This is a genomic window from Rhodococcus sp. BP-349 (assembly GCF_019835845.1).
In the GTDB taxonomy this organism is placed as follows: Bacteria; Actinomycetota; Actinomycetes; order Mycobacteriales; family Mycobacteriaceae; genus Rhodococcoides.
This window is the reverse complement of record NZ_JABUDR010000001.1, coordinates 1,360,023-1,382,838: the sequence shown is the minus strand read 5'-3', so window position 1 is coordinate 1,382,838 and position 22,816 is coordinate 1,360,023. Positions and strand designations below refer to the sequence as shown.

Below are 22,816 nucleotides of genomic sequence, written 5' to 3'. Positions count from 1 at the left end.
GTGCGGTGGCCGCGCACGGGACGACCACCGCGCGCCGCCACGCTGCGCTGACCTGGCTGTCGGTGCTGATCGTCCTCTGTGCGGGCTGCACCGTTATGCCGGGACAGTCGGACACCGAGACGGCAGCCGACTCGCCCGCGGACGTCGCCGCCGGCTCGCTCCTGGCCACTCCCCGCGACTTCGCCGGCTACCCCGCACTCGCCGCGCTGACCGCGGCGTCGAAGACGGTGCTCTACCGCTCGACCTCCGGCATCGACGGTGCAGCCACCGAGGTGAGCGGGCTGGTCCTCGTTCCTCGCGGCGACCCACCGGCCGGCGGGTGGCCCGTGGTCTCCCTCGGCCACGCGACCACCGGCACCGACAGTCGGTGCGCGCCGTCCACCCACATCGGGCTGCTCGGATCGCTCACCACCGTGATCCCGTTCCTCGCCAACGGCTACGTCGTCGCGATGTCCGACTACGAGGGTCTGGGCACACCGGGGCCGCACCCGTACCTCGACGCCGCCACGGCCGGCAACAACGTGATCGACGCGGTGCGCGCGGCGCGAGAGGTGGAACCGGCGACGTCCGACTCGTGGATCGGCTACGGCGTCTCCCAGGGTGGACAGGCGGTGTGGGCCGCGAACGAACGGGCCGGCGACTACGGCGCAGGACTCCGTCTCGTCGGCACCATCAGCATGTCCCCCGCGACCGATCTGAGCCCCATGGTGGACGCGATGGTCGCCGGGACCCTGACCACGGAACAGATCGCCCTGCTGCCGTCGGTTCTGACAGGACTCTCCGTCGCGCACCCCGACCTCCAGGTGACCGACTACCTCCGCGGCGTGCTGTACGAACGCCGGGACGTCTTCGCCGCCTGCGAGGGTGAGAACGACGGACTCGAGAGCCTGATCGTCGAGTCGGTCACGCCGGCGGACTACGCACCGGTGGATCGAGCAGCCGCAGATCGCCTGCGCGCGTGGCTCTCCGCGGCCGCAGTACCGGGCGCCCCGGCGACGGCACCGATGTTCGTCGGTTACGGAGAACTGGACCGACTCGCGCTCCCGGAGTGGACCGTGGCCGCGGTGCAGCGGGCGTGCGCGCTCGGCGACACCATCGAACTTCGCGAGGCACCGGGGCAGGGCCACGGCATCCTGAACCTCGGGAGCGCGCCGGCGGAATGGCTGGACGGCCGATTCGCCGGGACACCTGCGCCGAGTACCTGCAGCTAGCTCACCAGCTCACTCCCCGCGCCACTCACGCTCGAACGGCAGCCGCCACGCATCGGGCGCGACCAGACTGTGGATCGCGTTGGGGCCCCACGACCCCGGCGCGTAGGACCGCACGGGCGGCGGGTCCTCGAGCAGCGGTGCCGAGACCTCCCACAACCGCTCGATGCCCTCCGACGTCGTGAACAGGGTGTGATCCCCGTGCATCGCGTCGAGAATCAGCCGCTCGTACGCCTCCAGAACGTCTGCGGCACTGTCGGTCTCGTGCAACGCGAACTGCATGCTGAGCTTGTCCAGACGCATACCGGGGCCCGGCCGCTTGCCGTAGAAGGACAGCGACACCTTGGACGAGTCGGTGAGGTCGAAGGTCAGGTGGTCCGGGCCCTGGGCTCCGACACCGGATCCGGCCGGGAACATCGACTTGGGCGGTTCCCGGAACGCGATCGAGATGATGCGCTGCCCCTCGGCCAGCTTCTTGCCGGTACGGAGATAGAACGGCACGCCCGCCCACCGCCAGTTGTCGATGTGGCACTTCAGCGCGACGAAGGTGTCGGTGTCCGAGTCGGGGGCGATGTCCTTCTCGCTCCGGTAGCCGGAGTACTGGCCGCGCACGACGTTCCGCGGATCGAGGGGAAGCATGGAGCGGAAGACCTTGTTCTTCTCCTCCTTGATCGCCTCGGGTTCCAGCGCGGTGGGCGGCTCCATGGCCGTGAAGGCCAACACCTGGAACAGGTGGGTCACCACCATGTCCTTGAAGGCACCCGTCGATTCGTAGAAGCCGGCGCGACCGTCCAGTCCGAGGGTCTCGGGCACGTCGATCTGCACGTGTTGGATAAACGTGCGGTTCCAGATCGGCTCGAAGAGACCGTTGGCGAAGCGGAACGCGAGGATGTTCTGCGCCGGCTCCTTGCCGAGGAAGTGGTCGATGCGGAAGATCTGCTCCTCGGCGAAGGTCTCGTGCACAGCCGCGTTGAGTGCGACCGCGCTGGCGAGGTCGGTGCCGAACGGCTTCTCCATGATGATGCGGGCCCGCTCCACCAACTTCGCCTCGGAGAGCATGTCGATGACGGCGAGCGCTGCGGACGGCGGTACCGACAGGTAGTGCAGCCGCTGCACCCCCGGCTGTCCCACCCCACTGCCGAGTTCCTTCTCCGCCGCCGCGACCGCGTCCGACAACGCCTGCGGACCGGCGGTCTGGGGCACGTAGGTCAGGCGAGCCGCGAAGCGGTCCCACTCGTCGTCCGTCGGTGTGCGCGTGGAGAACTGCTCGACGGCCTCCTTCGCCATCGCCCGGAACTCGTCCGACGACATCTCCTGCAAAGACGTACCGACGACGCGCATCCGCGGCGCCAGTTCGGACAGGACGAGGTGCATCATTCCGGACAGCAGTTTGCGTTTGGCCAGATCCCCGGTGGCACCGAAGAGGACGACCACCTGTGGCGGCAACGCGTCCGGGACGGAGGATCGGCGGCGAGTCGTGGTCATGCCCGCGATGCTTCCATCGAACCCACTCCACCGCTCGGCGGGGGTGAGCGGGACACACGCGCTACCGTGGTGGTCAGCGCCGTGTCGTCGCGCTGCCCGATTTAGCACCCTTACGGAGCACCCGCATGTCGTCCCGCCCTGCCCTCCTTCGCACCGTTCTCCTGACGTGTCTCGCGTTCGTGACGCTGCTGGCCTCGGCCTGCACCGTCGGATCGGGCGACGGCGGCTCCGGCGCCGCGCCGGAGACGACACAGGCCGCTCCGGCGCCGACCGTCACCCTGGACCCGCCGGACGGTGCCGCCGACGTCAACCCGCTCGCGCCGGTGAGCGTGACGGCGTCGAACGGGACTATCACCGCGGTGCGGATGACCAATGCGGACGGTGTCGTCGTCGACGGGGTCGTCACACCCGACGGCTCGACCTGGAAGCCGGCCACCACGCTCGGCTACGGGAAGCAGTACTCCCTGGAGATCGACACCGAGGCGACCGACGGCGCCGCGCACCGGCAGACGAGCACCTTCACCACCGTGGAGCCGGACAACTACACGTTGCCCTCCTTCGTGACATCGGGGGGCAACCTGCTCACGGACGGCGGCACCTTCGGCGTCGGCATCGTCGCGGTGGTGCACTTCGACGAGCCCATCGGTGACCGCGCCGCTGCGGAGCGCACGCTGTCGGTGCAGACCACGCCCGCCGTGACGGGGTCCTGGTACTGGGCCGACGATCAGAACGTGCACTGGCGGCCGGAGAGCTACTACGCGCCCGGAACCGCGGTGACCATCTCCGCGAAGGTGTACGGCGTCGAGGTCGGTGAGGGCCTGTTCGGACAGGAGGACGTCACCACGTCGTTCACCATCGGCGACTCGCACGTCTCCGTCGCCGACGACGACACCAAGCAGGTGGAGGTGTACGAGAACGGCACGCTCGTGCGCACCATGCCCACGTCGATGGGCATGGGCGGCAGCGAGACCGTCGGCGGCCAGACGTTGACGTTCTGGACTCAGCCCGGCGTCTACACCGTGCTGGACAAGGCGAACCCGGTGATCATGGACTCCTCGACGTACGGGCTGCCGGTGAACTCGCGCCTCGGGTACAAGGAGTCGATCAACTACGCGACGCGCATCAGCAACGACGGCATCTACCTGCACGAACTCGAGGACACCGTGTGGGCGCAGGGCAACACCAACGTCTCGCACGGCTGCCTCAACCTGAGCCGGGCCAACGCGTCCTGGTTCTACGACTTCTCGATGCCCGGCGACGTCGTCGAGGTGCGCGACACCGGCGGTGCACCGCTGCAGCAGTGGCAGAACGGTGACTGGAGCGTCCCGTGGTCCGAGTGGCTCGCCGGGAGTGCGCTGGCCTGATCCGCTCGCAGTCGTCACCACCCCGCGCGCACCTTTACACTGTACGGAGACGCGCGAGGAAGGTTCATCAGGAATGCCGGGGACGACGACAGCACACAGCGCATGACGGGTGTGCTCGCATGATGCACGTGGTCGCGTGACGACCCGCGACGAGCTGTTCCCCGGCACGGACGCCACCTCGACCGCCCATCGCGAGTTCGACTGGTCGACGACGTCACTCGGACCGGTCGAGAACTGGCCGGACGCACTGGTGACCGCCATCCGCACGCTGTTCCCGTCCGAGGTGGGACAGCTCGTGTGGTGGGGCGAGGATCTGGTCCAGCTCTTCAACCACGCCTACACCCCGATGGCAGGCGACCTGTTTCCCGAGGCCGTGGGCCAGCGCGCCGCGGACTGCTGGCGCGTCGGCTGGGAGCAGCTCGGCCCGTTGGCGCACGACGCCCTGCGCGGCACCGCCGTCCATCGCACCCGTCAGCGCGTCCTGCTGGACCGTTTCGGCTACCTCGAGGAGACGTTCTTCACGTTCTCCTACAGCCCGATCCTCGGTTCCGGCGACACGGTGAACGGGGTCTTCGTCGCCACCACCGACGTGACCCAGCAGGTGCTGGCGGAGCGCCGCATGTCGGTGCTGCACGAGCTGGGCTCGATCTCCGTGGCCTCCCGCGACATCGACGACGTCTGCCGGGCGTCACTGGACCTGCTCGCCGGCAACGAGGCCGACGTGCCGTTCGCGTCCATCCACCTCCGCACCACCCACGACGCGGAACTCGGCGAGATCCGTCCCGTCGCCTCGACGTCCGCGACGCTCCCCGGTCGGCCGCACACCGCCACGACCGTCGATCGCGGCGTGATCGATCGCGTCAGCACGAGCGGTGTCGGCGAGATCGTGGGCACGACCGCCGTCGTGCTCCCCCTGCACGCGTCGTCGGGCCGACCCGTCGGCGTTCTCGTGGCCGGCATCAGCGCGTTGCGGCGCTTCGACGAGCCGTACCGCGTGTTCCTCGATCTGGTGGCCGGACGCATCTCGACGGCGCTGACGGATGCGTACTCGTATGCGGCAGAACGCCGCCGGGCTCGCGACCTGGAGGAGCTGGATGCTGCCAAGACCCGGTTCTTCGAGAACGTCAGCCACGGGTTCCGCACCCCGCTGACACTGCTCCTGGGTCCGTTGGGCGACGTGGTGGACGACCAGGAGAACCCACTGCCGCCGCACCGGGTGCGATCGCTGCAGACCGCGCGGCGCGCGGCACTGCGACTGCAGCGACTGGTGGACACCCTGCTCGACGTCGCCCGCGGCGATGCCGACGGATTCGTCGTGTCTCTCGAACCGACCGACATCGTCTCGCTCACCACGGACTGCGCCTCGATGTTCCGCGACGCGACGGCGCGGGCCGGCGTGGAACTGCACCTCGCACTCGACGGCGTCACCCACCGCTTCGCCGAGATGGACCGCACGATGTGGACTCACGTGGTGATGAACCTGGTGTCCAACGCGGTCAAGTTCACGACGGCGGGATCGGTGACCGTGAGCCTGCGAGACGACGCGGACACGGTGACGTTGACGGTCACGGACACGGGACCGGGTGTCCCCGAGGCCGACCGAGCGAAGATCTTCGACCGGTTCTATCAGGTCGCGGCCGCCGCCGGTCGCAGCCGCGAGGGGTCCGGCGTCGGGCTCTCCCTGGTGCGCGACCTCGTGGCCGCCCTGCACGGCACCATCGACGTGAGCGACGGTCCGGACGGCACGGGATCCACGTTCACCGTGACGCTTCCCCGCACGGTGGCCTCCGCGCCGCCCGCCTCCGACGCCACCACGCAGGAGGTCGCGGAAGCGTTGGGCGCCGGCTACATCGGTGAAGCCGACACCTGGCGACCACTGGACGACGCCCGGACCGACCCGACACCCGATCAGCGCCAGGTGGTGCTCGTCGAGGACAACGCCGACATGCGCGACTATCTCGTCGGACTGCTCCGCGAGCAGAACTGGCACGTGACGATGTTCGCCGATGTCGACTCCGCGATGGCGCACGCTCGTACCCACCCGCCGGACGTCGTCGTCAGCGACATCATGCTGCCGGGACGCTCCGGTCTCTCGCTCGTCGACGAGGCGCGGTCCGACGGCCGGTTGGTGCGCGTCCCGATCGTGTTGCTCAGTGCGCGTGCAGGATCCGAGTCGGTCGTCGAAGGGCTCCGCCTCGGTGCGGACGACTACGTGACCAAGCCGTTCCAGCCCGCGGAGCTCGTCGCCCGCATCCGAGTACACCTCGAGCTCGCTCGGTTGCGGGAACAGCTGCTCGGTAGCGCGCAACGCGAGGTGTCCTCTCTGCGCACGGCACTCGACAGTCGCAGTGTCCTGAGTCAGGCAGTGGGTCTGCTCATGGTCACGCAGCGGATGTCGCCGGAGGCGGCCTTCGACCACATCGCGACGATGAGTCAGGCCGCCAACGTCAAGGCGCGGGTGATCGCGGAGCAACTGGTCCGCGAGTTCGTGGAGGAGCTCGGGTCCGACCCGGTCGGATAGAGGAGCTCGGGTCCGACCCAGTCGGATAGTGGAGCAGCAGCACAGCAGGAGGTCTTGTCGCATGACGGAACGCAAGCCGTCGGACATCAGTGTCCAGACGTGGGTGGACCGGCAGATCGCGTCCGCTCAGGAGAGCGGCGCCTTCGAGAACCTGCCGGGCCTCGGCAAGCCGATCCCGCCGTCGAGTACCGACGAGTTGTCCTGGGTGCGGGGGTATCTGAAGCGCGAGAACCTGTCGGGCGATGCCCTCCTGCCGACGCCGCTACGCCTGCGCAAGGAAGTCGAGCGTCTCCCGGAGGCGCTGCGCGACGTCCGATCCGAGGATGCGGTCCGCGCGATCGTCTCGGATCTGAACGCGCGCATCATGGACTGGCTGCGGGCGCCTGTCGGACCTCAGGTCCCCATCGGCCGCGTCGACGCCGACGAGGTGGTCGCGCAGTGGACGCAGGACCGGGCGGCCGCGAGGGCGGCGCTCGCGGCGAAGAAGGCCGTGCTGCAGCAGGCCGGTCTCATGAAGCCGGACCCCGGGCAGCCAGAACACGCTGCGTCACGGGCTCGACGACCCTGGCTGCGATGGGTCCGGCGACGGCCATGATCAGCACGTAGGCCGTGGCGAGTGCGGCCAGTTCGCTCTCCACGGCGCCGGCCGCGACGGCCAGACCCGCGATGACGATGGAGAACTCGCCGCGCGCGATCAGTGCCGCCCCGGCCCGCATCCGGCCCAGCTGTCCCACGCCGATCTGCTTCGCGGCCCACGCGCCGGTGGCCACCTTGGTCACGGCGGTGATGACCGCGAGCAGCACCGCGTACCCCAGGACGGGCGGGATCGAGCGCGGGTCGGTGTTGAATCCGAACACGACGAAGAAGATGGCCGCGAACAGGTCACGCAAGGGCTCGAGCACCCGGGTGGCGGCCTGGGCGGTGGATCCCGAGATGGCGATGCCGAGCAGGAACGCCCCCACGGCCGCGGACACCTGCATCGCCGACGCGATTCCGGCCACCAGGAGGGCGAGCCCGAAGACCTTCAGCAGCACCACCTCCCGGTCCCGGCTGGCGACCACCTTCGACACCACCCACCCGTACCGCAACGCGACGACCAGCACGACGGCGACGACCAGCAGGGAGATGCCCACGGCCTCGGCGCCGCCGAGAATGCTGACACCGCCGAGCACCGCGGTGAGGATCGGCAGGTAGAGCGCCATCATGAGGTCCTCGAACACCAGGATGGACAGCACGACGGGCGTCTCGCGGTTGCCCAGTCGGCCCAGGTCACCGAGCACCTTGGCGACGATGCCGGACGACGAGATGTAGGTGACACCGCCGAGCACCAGGGCACCGATGGGTCCCCAGCCGAGGATCAGGGCGATCACCGCGCCGGGCACGAAGTTCAGCACCAGGTCGAGCAGGCCCGCCGTCCACGACCGTTGCAGACCGGTGACCAGTTCGTTCGCGGTGTACTCGAGTCCGAGGAGCAGGAGCAGCAACACCACGCCGATCTCGCTCGCGAGATGGGTGAAGTCGTCGATACCGTCGAGCTCGACGATGCCGCCGTTGCCGAAGAACAACCCGGCGAGCAGATAGAACGGGATGGGGGACATGCCGATCCGCGAAGCGAGCCTGGCGAGCAACCCCAGCGCGAAGAAGACAGCGCCCAGCTCGGTCAGTCCGAGCGCAGTCTCTCCCACCCGTCAGCTACCGAGAATCTTCGCCGCGTGATCGAGGCCGTCGCTCGTTCCCACGACGACGAGCAGATCGCCCGAGACGAGGGTGAAGTTCGGCGGTGGCGACGGCTGCACCTGGCCCGCCCGCATGACCGCCACGATGGACACCCCGGTCTTGGTCCGCATGGCGGTGTCACCGAGAAGCCGGCCGTCGAACCGGGACCCCTCGTGGATCGGCAACTGCCGGGTCCGGATACCGGGAAGGTCGCGGTGCTCCTCCCCCAGCTGCGCGACGAGTTGCGGCGTGCCCAGCAGATTGCCGAGCGCCGCCGCCTCCTCGTTCGTCAGCGTGATCGACGCCTGCGTCGAATCCGGGTCCTCCTTCTTCGACACGATCAGCTCGTTCGTGCCGTCCTTGCGCGTGATGACCCCGATGCGTCGCCCCGTGGACAACGCGAAATCCTTGCGTACCCCGATGCCGGGAAGCAGGGTGACGTCGACGTTCATGCGGCGATGCTAACCCCTCAGGTCAGTCGTGACGGGTCCAACAGCCCCGTCTGCACCGCCTTCACCAGCCGACGCGGCACCCGGTGCGTCACGCCGCCGACGGTGACGGACACCAGATCCGGTGGCGTCGCCTTCCACTGCGAGCGCCGACTGCGTGTGTTCGAGCGAGACATCTTCCTCTTGGGAACCGCCACGGGTCAGGCCTTTCTCGTGCGGGTGCCGTACCGGCGCTCGAACTTCTCGACGCGCCCCTGGGTGTCCATAACCCGAGCCGCGCCGGTCCAGAACGGGTGCGACTCGTTGGTGACGTCGACGACCACCAGCGGGTAGGTGCGACCGTCCGAGTACTCGACGGTGCGTTCGCTGGTGACGGTCGACCTGGTCAGGAACATCGATCCCGTCCCGGAGTCCTGGAATACGACCGGATGGTAGTCCGGATGTACGTTCTTCTTCACTGTGCAGCCCTTCTGTCGTCGTCCGCCCCGACGGCGGAACTGTCTGTCTCGCAGGGATCTTCGTGGTACTGCCCGAACGGGTCGGCCCACTCGGTCCAGCGCTCGGGACTCTGCAGCTCCGCGGGCGTGAGCAGGGCGTCGGACAGCGCCGCGTACACGTGCTCGGGATCGGCCTCGTGCACCAGCACCACCAGCGACTGCGCGCGGTCCCCGTACTCCTCGTCCCACGCCAGCGCGGCGAGAGCGCGGCGGGCGGTGGGAACCTCGTCGAACTCGTCCGGTGCCATCGCGGCGAGCCACGAGCCCGCGGAGGCCACCCGCAGCCCCCCGCCGGCGGACTCGAGCCACAGCACGGCGTCGGGCTGCGTCGCCACCCACAGCCGACCGCGGGTGGACACGACGCCGTCGAGAAGAACATCGATCGCGTCGTGCAGCCGGCCCGGGTGGAACGGTCGTCGGTCGGTGAACTCGAGCAGGGTGACGCCGCACTCCGCCGACAGCGGCGGCTGTCCGTCGAGCAGCGGCGCGTGGGCGTCGTCGACCAATCCTCGGCGCGCCGTCGCCGGCACGCGGGACACCAGGTTCCGAGGTCGCTCGCCCGGCAGGATCCAGACTCGGGGCGCGCGTGGGGCGAGCCGCACGAGCACCGCGTCGAGGCGGGCGGCGTCCCACCGATCGACTCCGGTGTCCGCGACGACCAGCAGGTCGGACCCTCGGACGTTGCCGACGGCCACCTGCGCGACGGTGCGGTCGTCGAGAAGATCGACGACCTGATCGCCGTCGGGCCCCGCCGGGAACGCACGTTCGCCGACGAGTTCGTCGCCGGTGGCGTCGGAGAGCCAGGTCGCGCCGTCGACGCAACCGACGACCGCCTCGATGCGCACGTCCCGCGATGCGGTGGCGTCCACCCTCCCGACCATGCCGGTGACGACGGTGTTCTCGACCGCCCAGCAGATCGCCTCGACCTCCAGCGCGGGATCCACCCGCACGACGATGCGCCGCACGGAGGAGTCCGCGGACACCGATCGCAGCAGGGGCAGCAGATCCTCCCGCAGCAGGCAGGAGACACAGCACCCGAGCCCCGCGAGGTCGACGACGCGGGTGGTCACCGTGCCGTCGTCGTCCACCCGGACGGTTCGGCGGCGCACGACACCGACGGATGCGTCGGAGAGATCGTGGTGCAGCACGATCGTGCCCGGCTCCTGGAACGTGGCGCTCACCGCGGCGCCGAGGTCCTCCGGCCCGCACACCACGACCAGGGGCGTTCTCCTGTCGGCCGTCTCGCGGTTCTGCATCGGCACAGCACGTCCTTTCACGAGTTGTCGACAACGATTGTCAGTTACAGCAGTCCGAGCGTACAGTTCCGACCCAGCGCTTGTCGACAACGATTGTCGACACAGCGGACCGACGACACACAGCACAGGAAGGAGCGGCTCTTGTCCGCGCACTGCGACGTCACAGGACGGGTACCGAGCTTCGGGAAGTCCGTCTCGCACTCCCACCACCGCACGAGCCGGAGGTGGAACCCCAACGTGCAGCACAAGACCTACTTCGTACCGAGTCTCGGCCGACGAGTGCGGCTGACGGTCTCGGCGAAGGGGATCAAGACCATCGACCGCGACGGCATCGATTCCGTCGTGACTCGTCTGATCGCAGCCGGAAAGAGGTTCTGACATGGCGAGCAAGAGCACCGACGTCCGGCCGATCGTGAAACTGAAGTCGACCGCCGGCACCGGCTACACCTACGTCACTCGCAAGAACCGCCGCAACGACCCCGACCGGTTGGTGCTGCGCAAGTACGACCCCGTCGTGCGTCGACACGTCGATTTCCGGGAGGAACGCTGATGGCCAAGAAGTCGAAGATCGTCCGCAACACCCAGCGGGCCGAGATCGTCGCCCGGCACGCGGCGCGTCGTCACGAACTGAAAGAGCTGATCCGCAAGCCCTCGACGAACGACGAGGACCGGTTCGCGGCGCAGCGGGCTCTCCACCGTCTGCCGCGCGATGCGAGTCCGGTAAGATTGCGCAATCGAGACGCTGCGGACGGTCGCCCGCGCGGGTACCTCCGGAAATTCGGACTCTCCCGCATCGGCGTTCGAGAGAGAGCACATCGCGGGGAACTTCCCGGCGTCCACAAGAGCAGTTGGTGAGATGGAGAACTCATGGCAGTGAAGAGGGGCCCGTCCAAGAAGGACCGGGTCGAGAAGGACCGCAAGCCCAAGAAGAACCCGCTCATCGCGGCGGGCATCACCGAGGTCGACTACAAGGACGTGAACCTGCTCCGCCAGTTCATCTCCGATCGCGGCAAGATCCGTAGCCGCCGCGTCACCGGGCTGACCCCCCAGCAGCAGCGCCAGGTCGCCACCGCCGTGCGCAACGCACGTGAGATGGCGCTCCTTCCGTTCACCACCCGCTGAGTGCCGACCGGTAGGGGCTGACAGGCCCCCCGTGGCAGGAGTTCTCGCCGGATTCACCGTCATCTTCGTGGTCGTCTTCATCGGCTACGTCGTCGCCCGCACGGGCGTACTCGGTGAGTCCGGCGGACTCGTTCTGGGGCGGATGGTGTTCTTCGTCGCCACCCCGGCGCTGCTGTTCGACACCCTCGCCCGCGCCGACCTGTCGGTGATCTTCTCCCCCACGCTCGCCATCACGGCCGTGGGGGCTCTGCTCGTCGGCGCCCTGTACCTGCTGATCGCCCTGACGATCGCGAAGCGCACGGTCCCCGAGGCCACCATCGGCGCCCTCGCCGCGTCCTACGTCAACGCGGCCAACCTCGGTATCCCCATCGCCGTGTACGTGCTGGGCGACGCGTCGTTCGTGGCGCCGCTGCTGCTCTTCCAGATCATGATCTACTCGCCGCTCGCCCTGACGATCCTCGACGTGTCGACGTCGTCACGCGACACCTCGCTGGTGGGGGTCGTGGCTGCCCCCTTCACGAACCCGATCGTCCTCGCCGGCCTCGCCGGCCTGGTTCTCGCGGTGACGGGCCTGACACTGCCGGACCCCGTGATGCAGCCGTTCGCTCTGCTCGGCGGTGCCAGCGTGCCCGGCGCTCTTCTCGCCTTCGGCATGTCGTTGCAGGGCGTGCGCGTGCTCGAGCGGGGCGCCGGACCGCGCCGCGACGTCGCGCTGGCAACCTTCCTCAAGATGGCGGTGCTGCCCGTCCTCACCTACGTCCTGGCACGGTGGGTGTGGCGTGTCGACGGGCACGACCTCTTTGCAGTGGTGGTGATCGCGGCACTGCCCACCGCGCAGAACGTGTTCATCTACGCCACTCGCTACGGCCGGGGGACCGTGCTGGCGCGCGACACCGCGTTCGTCACGACGCTGGTGTCCGTTCCGGTCATCGCCCTCGTCGCCGCGCTGCTCGCGTGAGAGTGCGAGCGGTAGCGCGGCAGGGCCCGCGCGCGGCCGCGCTACCGTGGAGGTCATGAGGTCGTTCGCCCTGGGGCTGCTGTTGTGTGTCGCGCTCGGCGGATGCGGCTCCTCCGACCCGGGCGACGTCGGCGACCTCGAGACCGGCGCGGCGTCCCCCACCGATCTCGTGCCCGTCCCCGGCTCGCCGCCGGTCCCCCACGAGGTGTCCGCGGACCAGGTGGGCACCGAATTCACACCCGGTGCGCCGCTGGTGATGGCGCAGTCCACACCGTTCGAGGCGTGGACCGCGCTGCCGGACAACCGGATCGCGGTGCACTTCGTCACCGGGACACCCGAGTGCTACGGCGCCGACGCGACCGTCGAGGAGACCGCCGAGTCGGTGGTGGTCACCGTCCGGACCGGCACCCTCGAATCGGCGAAGGACAAGTCCTGCATCATGATCGCCGTGTACGGCACGATGGAGCTGCAACTCGCGGCCCCGGTGGGCACCCGCACGGTGCTCAACGGGACCTGACGCGGTTCAGCGCTTCGTGCGGGCGTTCAGATAGTCGCTCACCACCGCCGCGCCGAGTCCGTCCAGATCGGGCGCGATGACCCGCCCGCCCACACGCTGGGCCATCCGGTCCACGACGCGGGCCAGACCGGGATCGTCTCCCAGTCGGAAGATCGTCACCTGCGCACCGATCTTCGCCAGGGTGTCGAGCTCCTTGACCGTCAGACCGAGGGTCCGCGGATGCGGCGGATAGTCGAAGAAGGCGTGGCCGTCCGGTTCGAGATGGGCGGTCGGCTCGCCGTCCGTGACGATGAGCACCACGGGTTGGGCGTTGGGATTGCGACGGAGATGCTGGACGGCCAACATCAGCGCGTGATGAAGGTTGGTGCCCTGGTCCCAGGCGCCGTCGAGACCCGCGAGCTCCGACGGCGTCAGAGTCTGCGCGTGTCGACCGAAGCCGATCATCGTCAGATCGTCCCCACGGAACCGGGTGCTGACAAGATGATTCAACGCCAGCGCCGTGCGCTTCATCGGAACCCAGCGTCCCTCCATAACCATGGAGAACGACGTGTCCACCAGCAGGGCCACCACTGCCTGTGACCGTTGCTCGGTCTCGCTGATCTCGACGTCGGTGACTGCCAGACGCACTCCGGTCTCGCCGTCTCCGCGAGGTTCCGTCGCGGTGCGCAGGACGGCGTTGGTCACCGTCCGGACGACGTCCCACGGCTCGGTGTCGCCGAACTCCCAGGCACGCGACGCACCGGTGGGCTCGCCCATCGCGCCCGCTCGGCGGGTGTCCCGTTCGCCGCGTCGCGACGCCATGCTGCCCGCGACGTCCTTCAGAGCCGATTGCCCTAACTGCCGCATGGCCTTCGGGGACAGGCGCCACTGCCCGTCGGCACCCTTGTCGAGGAAGCCCTCCCGCTGCAGCGCCTTCTCGAGCTCGGCCAACGTCCGCGCATCCGCGGCCGCCTCCGGACCGAGTTGGCGCAGCAACGCATCGGCGTCGATGTCGTCGAGCGCCGCACCGTTGTACTGCTGCGACAGTTGGTCCCCCAGCTCCTCGAGCTCGGCGATGTCCTGGAGCACACCCGTCCCGTCGCCGAGTCCCATGCCCTCCTGACCGCGGAACTTCTGGGCGGAATCCCAGTCCTCCCCCGGCCGGGCCGACTGCAGATTCGCATCGAGCCGAGACAGCTGGTCCATCAGGTCCTGGCTGCCGAAGGCCTGCTGCGCCAACGCGTCCAGTTCGGCACGTTGCTCCGCGGAGAGCGAGTTCCGCAGCCTCTGCGCCGCCGCGGATCGCTCCGCGAGGGCGTCGATCAACTCGTCGATCGTCTCGGGATTCTCGGGGAAGAACTCGCCGTGATCGCGCATGAACTTCTCGAACTGCTCGTCGGTGTTCTCCCCGCGCGCGTGGGCGTCGAGCATGTCGTTGAGATCGGACAGCATCTCGGCGACCCGGGCGCGGTCCTCCTCGGTGGCACCCTCGAGTGCCTGCTTCATGCCCTTGAAGCGCTGATCGAGCACCTCACGACCGAGCAGATCCTTGATCTTCTCGTAGTTCTCGCGCGCCTCGCTGCTACGCCAGTCGTAGTCGGCGAGTTCCTGCACGGCCTGCGCCGTCGACGGTGGCAGCTCGGCGATCTGCATCTCCTGGAAGCGGGCGTCGTCGTCCAACGCACGGGCCAGGGTCTTGCGCTCCTCCAGAACCGCCTTGTCCAGCAGCTCGCGCACCTCCTGCAAGGTGCCGTCGAGGTTCTTGTTCTTCAGTAGTTCCCGACGACGGCGGTTCGCCCGCGCGGCGAGATCGTCCAGGCCGCGCATGTTCTTCGTCCCGCGACGCAGCATCTCCTGCATCGCGCGGCGCGGCGACGCACCTTCGAGAACGTCCTGTCCGATCGCGTCGAGGGCCTCGCGGAGATCGACCGGTGGCGCGAGCGGGTCCGGACCGTCGACATAGGGGCCGTAGCGTGAGTTGCCTCCCATCAGCTGTACACCGTCTGCCCGTCGTCGCCGGTGTCCTTGCCGATGCGACGTGCGAGGTAGAGCCCCTCGAGCGCGAGTTCGACGGCGGCAGCGCGCTCACCGTCCGAGGTCGCGCCCAGGCGCTCGGCGATCTCGTCGATGACGGGCAGATCCGGCAACTCGTTCAGCAGCACCTTCGCCGTGACCCGATCTCCGGTGATCACGGGCTCGCCCTGCTCGACGGCCGTGACGAGCGGGCTCAGGTCGATGCCCCCGAGCGAGTCCCGTGCGGTGTCGGCGGTCGCCCGACGCAAGAGGTGGTTGAGGATTTCGATCTCACGCCCCTCCTCGCCGGACTCGAATTCCACCTTGCCCCGGAGAACGTCGACGATGGTCTGAGTGTCGACGGGACGGGCCACGGGATCGGCCTCGCCCAGCACGGCTGCGCGATGCACTGCGGCCGCCCCGACGGTCTCCGCGGCGGCGACGGCGAAACGGGCCGAGACGCCGGATCGTTGGTCCACCGACGGCGATTCACGCAGCAGCCGCGTGAACCGGGCCAGCACTTCGAGCACGTGCGGCGGCACGACGGCGGTGAGGTCGGCCTCCTGCTCGATGACCGCGATCTCGTCGGTCAGCAGGATCGGGTAGTGGGTGCGGATCTCGGCGCCGAACCGGTCCTTCAGCGGCGTGATGATGCGGCCACGATTGGTGTAGTCCTCCGGGTTCGCGCTCGCGACGAGGAGGACGTCGAGCGGCAACCGCACCGTGTAGCCACGGATCTGGATGTCGCGCTCCTCCATCACGTTGAGCAACGACACCTGGATGCGCTCGGCGAGGTCGGGGAGCTCGTTGATCGCGACGATCCCGCGGTGCGTACGCGGCACGAGACCGAAGTGGATGGTCTCGGGATCGCCCAGGCTGCGGCCCTCGGCGACCTTGACCGGGTCGACGTCGCCGACGAGGTCCGCGACCGAAGTGTCCGGAGTGGCCAGCTTCTCCGAGTACCGCTCGGAGCGATGGCGCCACGTCACCGGCAGATCGTCGCCGAGTTCGGCGGCCCGACGGATGGATGCGGGAGCGATGGGATCGTACGGATGCTCGCCCAGTTCGGAGCCGTCGATGACGGGCGTCCACTCGTCGAGCAGGGTGGCGAGAGTACGGAGCAGGCGGGTCTTGCCCTGCCCGCGCTCGCCGAGGAGAACGACGTCGTGCTGGGCGAGGAGCGCGCGTTCGATCTGCGGAAGAACGGTGTTCTCGAATCCGAGAATGCCGGGCCACGCGTCACGGCCCTCGCGCAGCGCGTCGAGGAGGTTGTCGCGGAGTTCGTTCTTGACGGTCTTCTGGACGTGTCCCGACGCGCGGAGCTCACCGAGGGTGGTCGGGCGCGGGTGTGGATCTCGACTGCTGGGAGACTGGGTCACCCCTCCAACGTACGAGCGTCGGAGCGTTTCGGCACGTGCGCCGCTCGATCAATGGCCGGCGGGGTCCGTCAGATCCTTGCCCTCGGCGTTCTTGACGCGCTTGCGCTCGAGCAGGATCACCGTCAGACCGGCCGCCCAGAGAACCACGGTCGCCGGGAACAGAATCATGACCCAGCCCTCGAAACCGCCTCCCGCAGCGGTGAGCCCGAGGCCCATGGCCCCGAGACCCAGTGCGATGAGGAAGTAGCCGGGCCAGTTCCTGGCGTCGGCGATGGCCTCGCCGGCGTGTGCGCGGAAAGTACGTTCGTCGTCGCGGGGTTCGCGTTCGGAGCTGCCCTCCTTCATTCCGCCGTCCGGGTCGCCGTCACGGTGGTCCTGAGTCATGGCCCGCGTCTACCCTCACCGAGAACAGACCAAACACGCTGTGCGCTCCTACCGGTAGCGTCGAGCGGTGACCGAGACCAGTGCATACGACTTCACCGCCACGACCATCGACGGCGAGCCCGTCGACCTCGCCGCCTACAAGGGCAAGCCGCTCCTCATCGTCAACACCGCCTCGCAGTGCGGATTCACACCGCAGTACGAGGGCCTCGAAGTGTTGAACAAGACGTACGGGCCGAAGGGTCTGGTGGTTCTCGGCTTCCCGTGCGACCAGTTCGGACACCAGGAGCCCGGCGACGCCGACGAGATCAAGAACTTCTGCTCGCTGCGCTACGACGTCACGTTCCCGATGCACGAGAAGATCGAGGTGAACGGAGACGGCGCACACCCGCTCTACAAGTGGTTGCGCGACCAGAAATCGGGTGTGCTCGGCAGCCGCATCAAGTGGAACTTCACCAAGTTCCTCGTCGACTCCGACGGCCGGGTCGTCGACCGTTTCGGGCCGACCACCAAGCCGGAGAAGCTCGCGAAGCCCATCGAGAAGGTGCTCGGGCAGAGCTGACCCGTTCCCACGAGCTGACCCGTTCCCATGAACGTCAGGGGCGGACCGCTCGTGTCACCTGGGCGAGACTGAACTGCCACCTCTCCACCAGCCGGAAGCCGAGCTCCGCCGGGACGAAGAACGCGTTCACCGTGCCGAAGCGGGGACCGGGCGGGAGCGCGACGCCGGAGTCGTGGTCCGGCAGCGTCGGGTCTCGCTCCGAGATCGTCCACAGGACGCCGCACCGGTCGATACGGTCCCGCACCATGAACGGTGCCAGATTCTGGTCCCAGAGGGACTCGGTCGCCACCGCTGTACTTCCCAGCCCCACGTCGACGAGGTCGCCGTACGCCTCCGGTCGGGCGGCGACGAGCGGTCGGATGGGCCCCGGCACCCAGCTCACCGTGTCGTCGAGCAGCAGACAGTCCCCCGGTTCCGCCCGGGCACCGATCAGGTCGGCGACCTGGCTGTAGTCCATGCCGACCTTTGCGTAGGCACCGCGCTGCGCCACGAAGTTCGGCAGCGCGGCGACAGCCAGGACGACCATCACCGCGGTCGACCGGAGGCGGTCACGCGCGACGACGGTGGCCGCCACACCGAGGGCGAGGGCCATCCCCGGCGCCGTGAATGACAGGTACCGGTCGACGTACACGGACTTCGCCGCGGTGGCCGAGTACAGCAGCAGGACGGCAGTGGGAAGCGCCGTCCAGGCCAGCGCCACCCATCCCACGGTTCTGCGGCCCACCATCGCTTCGACCGCGGCGCTGCGGTGGTGGTGGTGGTGGTGGTGGTGGTGGCGGGCAGCCGTCACGCCTGCAGCGACACCGAGTGCCGCGGCGAGCACCGCGAAGGCCGTCGACCGGTCGAAATACTGTGTGACGGCGACGAACACCACCGTTCTCCGGTCCAGGGGATCGATCCAGTCGACCTGACCCGCCTGCTTCATCACGTACACGACGTGCGGCACCAGTGCGCCACCGGCGGCGACGACCACCACGAGCCACCGCAGCACGATCGGCCGACGCGCGTTCAGGAGCGGGAGCATCGCCGCGTGCACCACCACCATCAGCACCACGTAGACGTTGAGAACGCCGACACCGATCAGACCCACGCCGTACACGGCCCACCCGATCGCCTGGCGCCGTGGTGTACCGGCCCCCCGAATCGCTGCGACGAACGCGACGGTGAGCCACACCGAGGCAGCGCACGTCATGGCTGAGGGGCGCGCTTCGATCGCCGCCCAGGTCACCCTGGGCAACACGGCGAAGACCACGCCCGAGGACACCGCCAGCGCGCGCGTCGACAGCATGCCGGCGAGGACCACGACCCCGGCGGCCGCGACACCGACAGCGAGTGCGCTCGGCACCCGCGCCCAGAACTCCGTGCGGGGCACGATGCCGAACCACGCGTGCATGACCAGGTAGTACAACCCGTGCACCGCGTCGATGTGCGTGAGCAGCCTCCCCATGTCCGGCAACGACCTGTTCGTCGCCGAGATCGTGGCGGCCTCGTCCAACCAGTACGAGGGTCGAGTCGACCCGACCATCCCGAGCGCCGCCGCACCGAACCCGACGACGACGGCATCGGGCAGCCGAAGCCGGGCACTGACGCGGTGGTCAGTGCGCGAAATGGCGCGATCCGGTGAGGTACATGGTCACGCCGGCGTCGCGCGCCGCCTCCACGACCTCGGTGTCACGGATCGATCCGCCGGGCTGCACCACGGCCGCCACTCCCGCTGCGGCGAGGATCTGGAAGCCGTCGGGGAACGGGAAGAACGCGTCCGACGCGGCCACGGCACCGGTTGTGCGGTCGCCGGCACGGCGCACGGCCAGTTCGGCGGAATCGACCCGATTGACCTGTCCCATGCCCACTCCCACCGATGCGCCGTCCGCGGCGATGAGGATGGCGTTGGACTTGACGGCGCGGCACGCCTTCCAGGCGAACTCCAGATCGGCCAGCAGGGCCTCGTCGGCGGGCTCGCCCACGGCCAGGGTCCAGCCCGACGGATCGTCGCCCGCGGCGTCGAGACGGTCGCGGTCCTGCAGCAGCAGCCCGCCCGATATCTGCTTGATCTCCGGAACCGACGTCGGCGGCTCGCAGACGAGCACGCGGATGTTCTTCTTGCGCTGCAGCACTCCCAGCGCGCCGTCGGCGTACGACGGGGCGATGATGACCTCGGTGAAGATCTCGGCGACCTGCTCGGCCATCTCGACGGTGATCTCGCGATTGGACGCGATGACGCCGCCGTACGCGCTCACCGGATCGCAGGCGTGCGCCTTGCGATGCGCCTCGGCGATGGAGCCGGACGCCGACACCGCGATGCCACACGGGTTGGCGTGCTTGATGATCGCCACGCACGGGAGATCGTGGTCGAACGCGGCACGCCAGGCCGCGTCCCCGTCGGTGTAGTTGTTGTACGACATCTCCTTGCCGTGCACCTGCTCCGCCTGCGCGATGCCGGCCGGAGCCGACGGGTCGACGTACAGTGCGCCCGCCTGATGCGGGTTCTCGCCGTAGCGCAGGACGGAGGCGCGCTCGTAGGTCGCACCCATCCATGCCGGGAAGTGCTCGTCCTGCTCGGCCGCGGAGCCGGTGGCGGGGACCAGGGTGCCGGTCATCCACGAGGCGACGGCGACGTCGTAGGCCGCAGTGTGCTGAAATGCCTTGGCTGCCAACCCGATCCGCTGCTCCAGCGTGAAGCCGCCGGCCTGCACCGCCGTCAGGACGTCGGCATAGCGGGCGGGGTCCACCACGACCGCCACCGACGGGTGGTTCTTGGCCGCGGCACGCACCATGGACGGGCCGCCGATGTCGATCTGCTCCACGCACTCGTCCGGACTCGCACCGGACGCCACCGTCTCGGTGAACGGGTACAGGTTGACGATGACGAGCTCGAACGGAGCGACGCCCAATTCGTCGAGCTGCGCGAGGTGCTCCGGCTTGCGGGTGTCCGCCAGGACACCGGCGTGCACGCGCGGATGCAGAGTCTTCACGCGGCCGTCGAGGGTCTCGGGGAAACCGGTGAGGTCCTCGACCCGCGTGACCGGTACACCCGCGGCGGCGATGCGCGCGGCGGTCGATCCGGTGGACACGATCTCCACCCCCGCCGCGTCGAGGCCCACGGCCAGCTCGTCCAGACCTGTCTTGTCGTAGACGCTGACGAGTGCGCGAGAAACTGCTCGCGTGTTCACTGGATTATTCACTGGGGATCTGGGCCTTTCGTCCATCGGTGATGACTCCGCGTGTGGCGACGGCTGCGACAACGTCGATGAGCAGCCGTCGTTCGACGATCTTGATGCGCTCGTGCAGCGACTCCTCGGTGTCGCCGTCGAGCACCGGAACAGCTTCCTGCGCCACGATGGGACCGGTGTCCACACCGTCGTCCACCAGGTGCACGGTGGATCCACTGACCTTCACACCGTGCGCGAGCGCGTCGGCCACCGCGTGCGCGCCCGGGAACGACGGCAGCAGCGCCGGATGGGTGTTGACGATGCGGCCGCCGAAACGAGCGAGGAACACCGGCCCGAGGATGCGCATGAACCCTGCGCTCACGACGAGATCCGGTGACCAGGAGTTCACGACCTCGGTGAGGGCGGCATCCCACTCCGCACGCGAAGCGTGGTCCGACACGGTCACTCGCCGGGACGGCAGCCCCACGCTCTCGGCGCCGCACGGGCGATCCACCACGACGGCGACGACCTCGGCAGGGAACTCGGGAGCGGATGCCGCGTCGACCAGCGATCCGAGCAGTGAACCGACTCCCGAAGCGAGGACGACCACGCGGGCCGGGAGGTCCCGCCCGGGTGTCGAACGCGGGGCAGACAGTGTGCTTCTCCTCAGCGGCTCGGGCGAATCAGGTGCTCTCTCGGCGTGGGGTGACGCCGTGGGGAAGCCTAGACGTCCGCCGTTCGCCCCCACGATCGGCCTCGCCCGAGGAAGGTTCCGGTCAGGGGGTGGTCTCGGGGCCGGCGGGCTCGTCGGTCTCGGTCGGCTCGTCACCCGGGGTCGGCTCGTCGGGCAGATCGACTATCTCCGCATCGACGACGTCCGTGTCGCCGATGTCCGTGTCGCCGGTGTCCGTGTCGCCGGGCGTGCTCTCGTCGGCGGTCTCGGCGTCGGCTTCCACGATGTCCGTGTCCGTCTGTTCCACATCCGGGGCCGCGGTGAGGGCCGCCGGCGCGCCGAGCACCGGAGCTTCGGCGGTCTCGTCGGCCATGCTCTCGTCGCGGTCGCTGTCCTCGTGCCATCCGTGGACGTCGTGGCGCCGCATCGACCATGCGGTGACGGCCGCGGTGAGCGCGCCCACCACGAGGCACCACGCGAAGGTGGTGACACCGAACAGTGGCGCATCGACACCGAGATCACCGAACGTCCCCACCGCACCACCGGCGACGACGCCGACCAGGACGGCCACGACGCTGACGCAGACCGCGGCAGCGGCGGCACCGCGCACCGCGTCCGCCAGAGAGGTCGTCGCGCGAGCACAGGCACGCCCGAGCACCACGGCCGCGAGTGCGGGGACGACGAGCATGACCGGCCACCACACCTGGGCCGACGACTCGGGCATGACGGCCAAGACCGGCACGGCGGGAAGCTGACCGCCGGTCGTCTCGGTGACGGACACCATCGCAGCGCCCACGTGGGCGGACGACCCCGCGACGACGGAGGATGCTGCGACCACGATGTTGGGGAGATAGAGCACCGATATCGCGGTCAGGCCCAGTGCTCCACCGATCCCGCCGCCGGACTCGAGCAGCGTGCCGAGCGTGGAGAAGGACAACACGAGCGAGACGGCGACGACGACGGCGCCACCGGCGAGCAGCACCGCGCCGGCACGCGCCGCGGGAGCGAAGGACGCCGCGAGCCACGGCGGCAGGACCACCGTTCTCATGAGCGACGGCCAGGTACCGCGGATGCAGCCGATCGCCGCACCGACGCCGTGCACCAGGATCACCCACCCGAAGGTGGCGAGTGCGTTCGGCGTACTGAGGGCGATGACCGTGGACGCGTCGTGAATCATCGCGAGCATCACCGCCGCCATCGCGAGTGGACCCGCGACCGCCGCACCGACGACCCACCCGATGTCGCGACGGGTGGAGGCGTCGGACAGCGGCCGCGCCACCGCCGACGACACCATGCGCACCAGGACGAGCGTGGGCAGCAACGGGAGGATGGACAACGTCGCACCGGCGATGCCCAACGGCACCTGGTGCACGGCCAGCCACGTGGCGGCCAACGCACCGAAGGTGCCCGTCAGGTCGCTGTTCGCGGAGACGAGCGTCACCAGCACCACGGCCGTGACGACGGCCAGGAGCAGCCCGACGGGCCGGAACGCCACGGTGAGCAGCATCCGAGCCTCGTCGGGAGTCGGACCGAAGCGGCCCCGCGTGTGCGATTCGCGATCGAGTAGTGAGGTCATCACCGATCAGG

The 22,816-nt window shown here is 69.1% G+C and carries 24 protein-coding genes; 11 read left to right on the top strand and 13 right to left on the bottom strand.

Translation table 11 applies throughout. The features are described 5' to 3' along the window. The first annotated feature begins 5 nt into the window (after positions 1-5). Positions 6-1,211, top strand: a complete 1,206-nt coding sequence (locus HQ325_RS06535) for a lipase family protein (protein ID WP_308014281.1) — start codon at positions 6-8, stop codon at positions 1,209-1,211. Positions 1,212-1,220: 9 nt separating this feature from the next. Here the strand turns inward: HQ325_RS06535 and zwf are convergent, their stop codons facing one another. After that, entirely contained in the window at positions 1,221-2,693 is a 1,473-nt protein-coding gene (gene zwf / locus HQ325_RS06530) for a glucose-6-phosphate dehydrogenase (RefSeq protein ID WP_222627443.1), read from the bottom strand. 125 nt (positions 2,694-2,818) lie between these two features. Between zwf and HQ325_RS06525 the strand changes: the two genes are divergently transcribed. The 3 genes from HQ325_RS06525 to HQ325_RS06515 all read left to right on the top strand — a co-directional run bounded on the left by HQ325_RS06525 (position 2,819) and on the right by HQ325_RS06515 (position 7,173). Next, on the top strand, positions 2,819-4,057 hold the full coding sequence (locus HQ325_RS06525; protein ID WP_222627441.1) for an Ig-like domain-containing protein: 1,239 nt from the start codon (positions 2,819-2,821) through the stop codon (positions 4,055-4,057). A gap of 136 nt (positions 4,058-4,193) precedes the next feature. Next, entirely contained in the window at positions 4,194-6,578 is a 2,385-nt protein-coding gene (locus HQ325_RS06520; RefSeq protein ID WP_222627439.1) for an ATP-binding protein, read from the top strand. A 61-nt stretch (positions 6,579-6,639) separates the two neighbouring features. Then, positions 6,640-7,173 carry a DUF1992 domain-containing protein gene (locus HQ325_RS06515; protein WP_222627437.1) on the top strand — a complete coding sequence of 178 codons (534 nt, stop codon included), beginning with the start codon at positions 6,640-6,642 and terminating at the stop codon, positions 7,171-7,173. On the opposite strand, the gene HQ325_RS06510 is transcribed toward HQ325_RS06515, so the two are convergent. From HQ325_RS06510 to mrf, 5 genes are read right to left on the bottom strand one after another with little or no spacing between them, the layout of a single operon-like run. After that, positions 7,088-8,263, bottom strand: a complete 1,176-nt coding sequence (locus tag HQ325_RS06510) for a cation:proton antiporter (protein WP_222627435.1) — start codon at positions 8,261-8,263, stop codon at positions 7,088-7,090. The genes HQ325_RS06515 and HQ325_RS06510 overlap by 86 nt on opposite strands. Positions 8,264-8,266: 3 nt before the next feature. Beyond that, positions 8,267-8,746, bottom strand: a complete 480-nt coding sequence (locus HQ325_RS06505; RefSeq protein ID WP_027504135.1) for a cation:proton antiporter regulatory subunit — start codon at positions 8,744-8,746, stop codon at positions 8,267-8,269. Positions 8,747-8,763: 17 nt separating this feature from the next. After that, positions 8,764-8,940 (bottom strand): 50S ribosomal protein L32, encoded by a 177-nt coding sequence (gene rpmF / locus HQ325_RS06500; protein WP_056447007.1) that lies wholly within the window; start codon positions 8,938-8,940, stop codon positions 8,764-8,766. Between the two features lie 3 nt (positions 8,941-8,943). Further along, positions 8,944-9,201, bottom strand: a complete 258-nt coding sequence (locus tag HQ325_RS06495) for a type B 50S ribosomal protein L31 (protein ID WP_222627433.1) — start codon at positions 9,199-9,201, stop codon at positions 8,944-8,946. After that, positions 9,198-10,496, bottom strand: coding sequence for a ribosome hibernation factor-recruiting GTPase MRF (gene mrf, locus HQ325_RS06490; RefSeq protein WP_222628983.1), 1,299 nt, complete (start codon positions 10,494-10,496; stop codon positions 9,198-9,200). Before mrf ends, HQ325_RS06495 begins: the two co-directional genes overlap by 4 nt. Positions 10,497-10,637: 141 nt before the next feature. Here mrf and rpmB point away from each other — a divergent pair, with 141 nt between their 5' ends. From rpmB to HQ325_RS06460, 6 genes are read left to right on the top strand one after another with little or no spacing between them, the layout of a single operon-like run. Then, positions 10,638-10,874, top strand: a complete 237-nt coding sequence (rpmB, locus tag HQ325_RS06485) for a 50S ribosomal protein L28 (protein ID WP_204866411.1) — start codon at positions 10,638-10,640, stop codon at positions 10,872-10,874. A gap of 1 nt (position 10,875) precedes the next feature. Then, complete coding sequence (rpmG, locus tag HQ325_RS06480) at positions 10,876-11,046, top strand: 50S ribosomal protein L33 (RefSeq protein WP_204866409.1); 171 nt, start codon at positions 10,876-10,878, stop codon at positions 11,044-11,046. Beyond that, entirely contained in the window at positions 11,046-11,351 is a 306-nt protein-coding gene (gene rpsN, locus HQ325_RS06475) for a 30S ribosomal protein S14 (protein ID WP_222627430.1), read from the top strand. The genes rpmG and rpsN overlap by 1 nt, the downstream gene beginning before the upstream one ends. A 12-nt stretch (positions 11,352-11,363) precedes the next feature. Further along, positions 11,364-11,618: a 30S ribosomal protein S18 gene (gene rpsR / locus HQ325_RS06470; RefSeq protein ID WP_027504142.1), complete on the top strand. Its 255-nt coding sequence runs from the start codon at positions 11,364-11,366 to the stop codon at positions 11,616-11,618. 31 nt (positions 11,619-11,649) lie between these two features. Continuing rightward, positions 11,650-12,576, top strand: coding sequence for an AEC family transporter (locus HQ325_RS06465; RefSeq protein ID WP_222627428.1), 927 nt, complete (start codon positions 11,650-11,652; stop codon positions 12,574-12,576). 55 nt (positions 12,577-12,631) lie between these two features. Continuing rightward, positions 12,632-13,093 carry a hypothetical protein gene (locus HQ325_RS06460; protein WP_222627426.1) on the top strand — a complete coding sequence of 154 codons (462 nt, stop codon included), beginning with the start codon at positions 12,632-12,634 and terminating at the stop codon, positions 13,091-13,093. A gap of 6 nt (positions 13,094-13,099) precedes the next feature. Here HQ325_RS06460 and HQ325_RS06455 read toward each other — a convergent pair whose 3' ends face one another. From HQ325_RS06455 to HQ325_RS06445, 3 genes are read right to left on the bottom strand one after another with little or no spacing between them, the layout of a single operon-like run. Further along, complete coding sequence (locus HQ325_RS06455; protein WP_222627424.1) at positions 13,100-15,061, bottom strand: VWA domain-containing protein; 1,962 nt, start codon at positions 15,059-15,061, stop codon at positions 13,100-13,102. Then, positions 15,061-16,464, bottom strand: coding sequence for a sigma 54-interacting transcriptional regulator (locus HQ325_RS06450; RefSeq protein ID WP_222627422.1), 1,404 nt, complete (start codon positions 16,462-16,464; stop codon positions 15,061-15,063). The genes HQ325_RS06455 and HQ325_RS06450 overlap by 1 nt, the downstream gene beginning before the upstream one ends. Before the next feature lie 48 nt (positions 16,465-16,512). After that, a complete protein-coding gene (locus tag HQ325_RS06445; RefSeq protein WP_261778975.1) occupies positions 16,513-16,848 on the bottom strand; it encodes a hypothetical protein in 336 nt (111 codons plus the stop codon). 67 nt (positions 16,849-16,915) lie between these two features. On the opposite strand from HQ325_RS06445, the gene HQ325_RS06440 reads away from it, so the two are divergent. After that, a complete protein-coding gene (locus tag HQ325_RS06440; RefSeq protein ID WP_222627420.1) occupies positions 16,916-17,407 on the top strand; it encodes a glutathione peroxidase in 492 nt (163 codons plus the stop codon). A 34-nt stretch (positions 17,408-17,441) separates the two neighbouring features. Here the strand turns inward: HQ325_RS06440 and HQ325_RS06435 are convergent, their stop codons facing one another. From HQ325_RS06435 to HQ325_RS06420, 4 genes are all read right to left on the bottom strand, one after another. Continuing rightward, a complete protein-coding gene (locus HQ325_RS06435) occupies positions 17,442-18,902 on the bottom strand; it encodes a hypothetical protein (protein WP_261777703.1) in 1,461 nt (486 codons plus the stop codon). Positions 18,903-19,002: 100 nt separating this feature from the next. Further along, a complete protein-coding gene (gene purH, locus HQ325_RS06430) occupies positions 19,003-20,577 on the bottom strand; it encodes a bifunctional phosphoribosylaminoimidazolecarboxamide formyltransferase/IMP cyclohydrolase (RefSeq protein WP_374107190.1) in 1,575 nt (524 codons plus the stop codon). 4 nt (positions 20,578-20,581) lie between these two features. Further along, positions 20,582-21,226, bottom strand: a complete 645-nt coding sequence (gene purN, locus HQ325_RS06425) for a phosphoribosylglycinamide formyltransferase (RefSeq protein ID WP_222628978.1) — start codon at positions 21,224-21,226, stop codon at positions 20,582-20,584. 106 nt (positions 21,227-21,332) lie between these two features. Further along, positions 21,333-22,805: a DUF6350 family protein gene (locus tag HQ325_RS06420; RefSeq protein WP_222627416.1), complete on the bottom strand. Its 1,473-nt coding sequence runs from the start codon at positions 22,803-22,805 to the stop codon at positions 21,333-21,335. Positions 22,806-22,816 lie beyond the last annotated feature (11 nt).

Coding starts and splice junctions, on each gene's coding strand:
- zwf (WP_222627443.1), bottom strand. CDS start 2,693: ATGACCACGACTCGCCGCCGATCCTCCGTCCCGGACGCGTTGCCGCCA.
- HQ325_RS06525 (WP_222627441.1), top strand. CDS start 2,819: ATGTCGTCCCGCCCTGCCCTCCTTCGCACCGTTCTCCTGACGTGTCTC.
- HQ325_RS06515 (WP_222627437.1), top strand. CDS start 6,640: ATGACGGAACGCAAGCCGTCGGACATCAGTGTCCAGACGTGGGTGGAC.
- HQ325_RS06505 (WP_027504135.1), bottom strand. CDS start 8,746: ATGAACGTCGACGTCACCCTGCTTCCCGGCATCGGGGTACGCAAGGAT.
- mrf (WP_222628983.1), bottom strand. CDS start 10,496: ATGCAGAACCGCGAGACGGCCGACAGGAGAACGCCCCTGGTCGTGGTG.
- rpmG (WP_204866409.1), top strand. CDS start 10,876: ATGGCGAGCAAGAGCACCGACGTCCGGCCGATCGTGAAACTGAAGTCG.
- rpsN (WP_222627430.1), top strand. CDS start 11,046: ATGGCCAAGAAGTCGAAGATCGTCCGCAACACCCAGCGGGCCGAGATC.
- rpsR (WP_027504142.1), top strand. CDS start 11,364: ATGGCAGTGAAGAGGGGCCCGTCCAAGAAGGACCGGGTCGAGAAGGAC.
- HQ325_RS06460 (WP_222627426.1), top strand. CDS start 12,632: ATGAGGTCGTTCGCCCTGGGGCTGCTGTTGTGTGTCGCGCTCGGCGGA.
- HQ325_RS06455 (WP_222627424.1), bottom strand. CDS start 15,061: ATGGGAGGCAACTCACGCTACGGCCCCTATGTCGACGGTCCGGACCCG.
- HQ325_RS06445 (WP_261778975.1), bottom strand. CDS start 16,848: ATGACTCAGGACCACCGTGACGGCGACCCGGACGGCGGAATGAAGGAG.
- HQ325_RS06420 (WP_222627416.1), bottom strand. CDS start 22,805: ATGACCTCACTACTCGATCGCGAATCGCACACGCGGGGCCGCTTCGGT.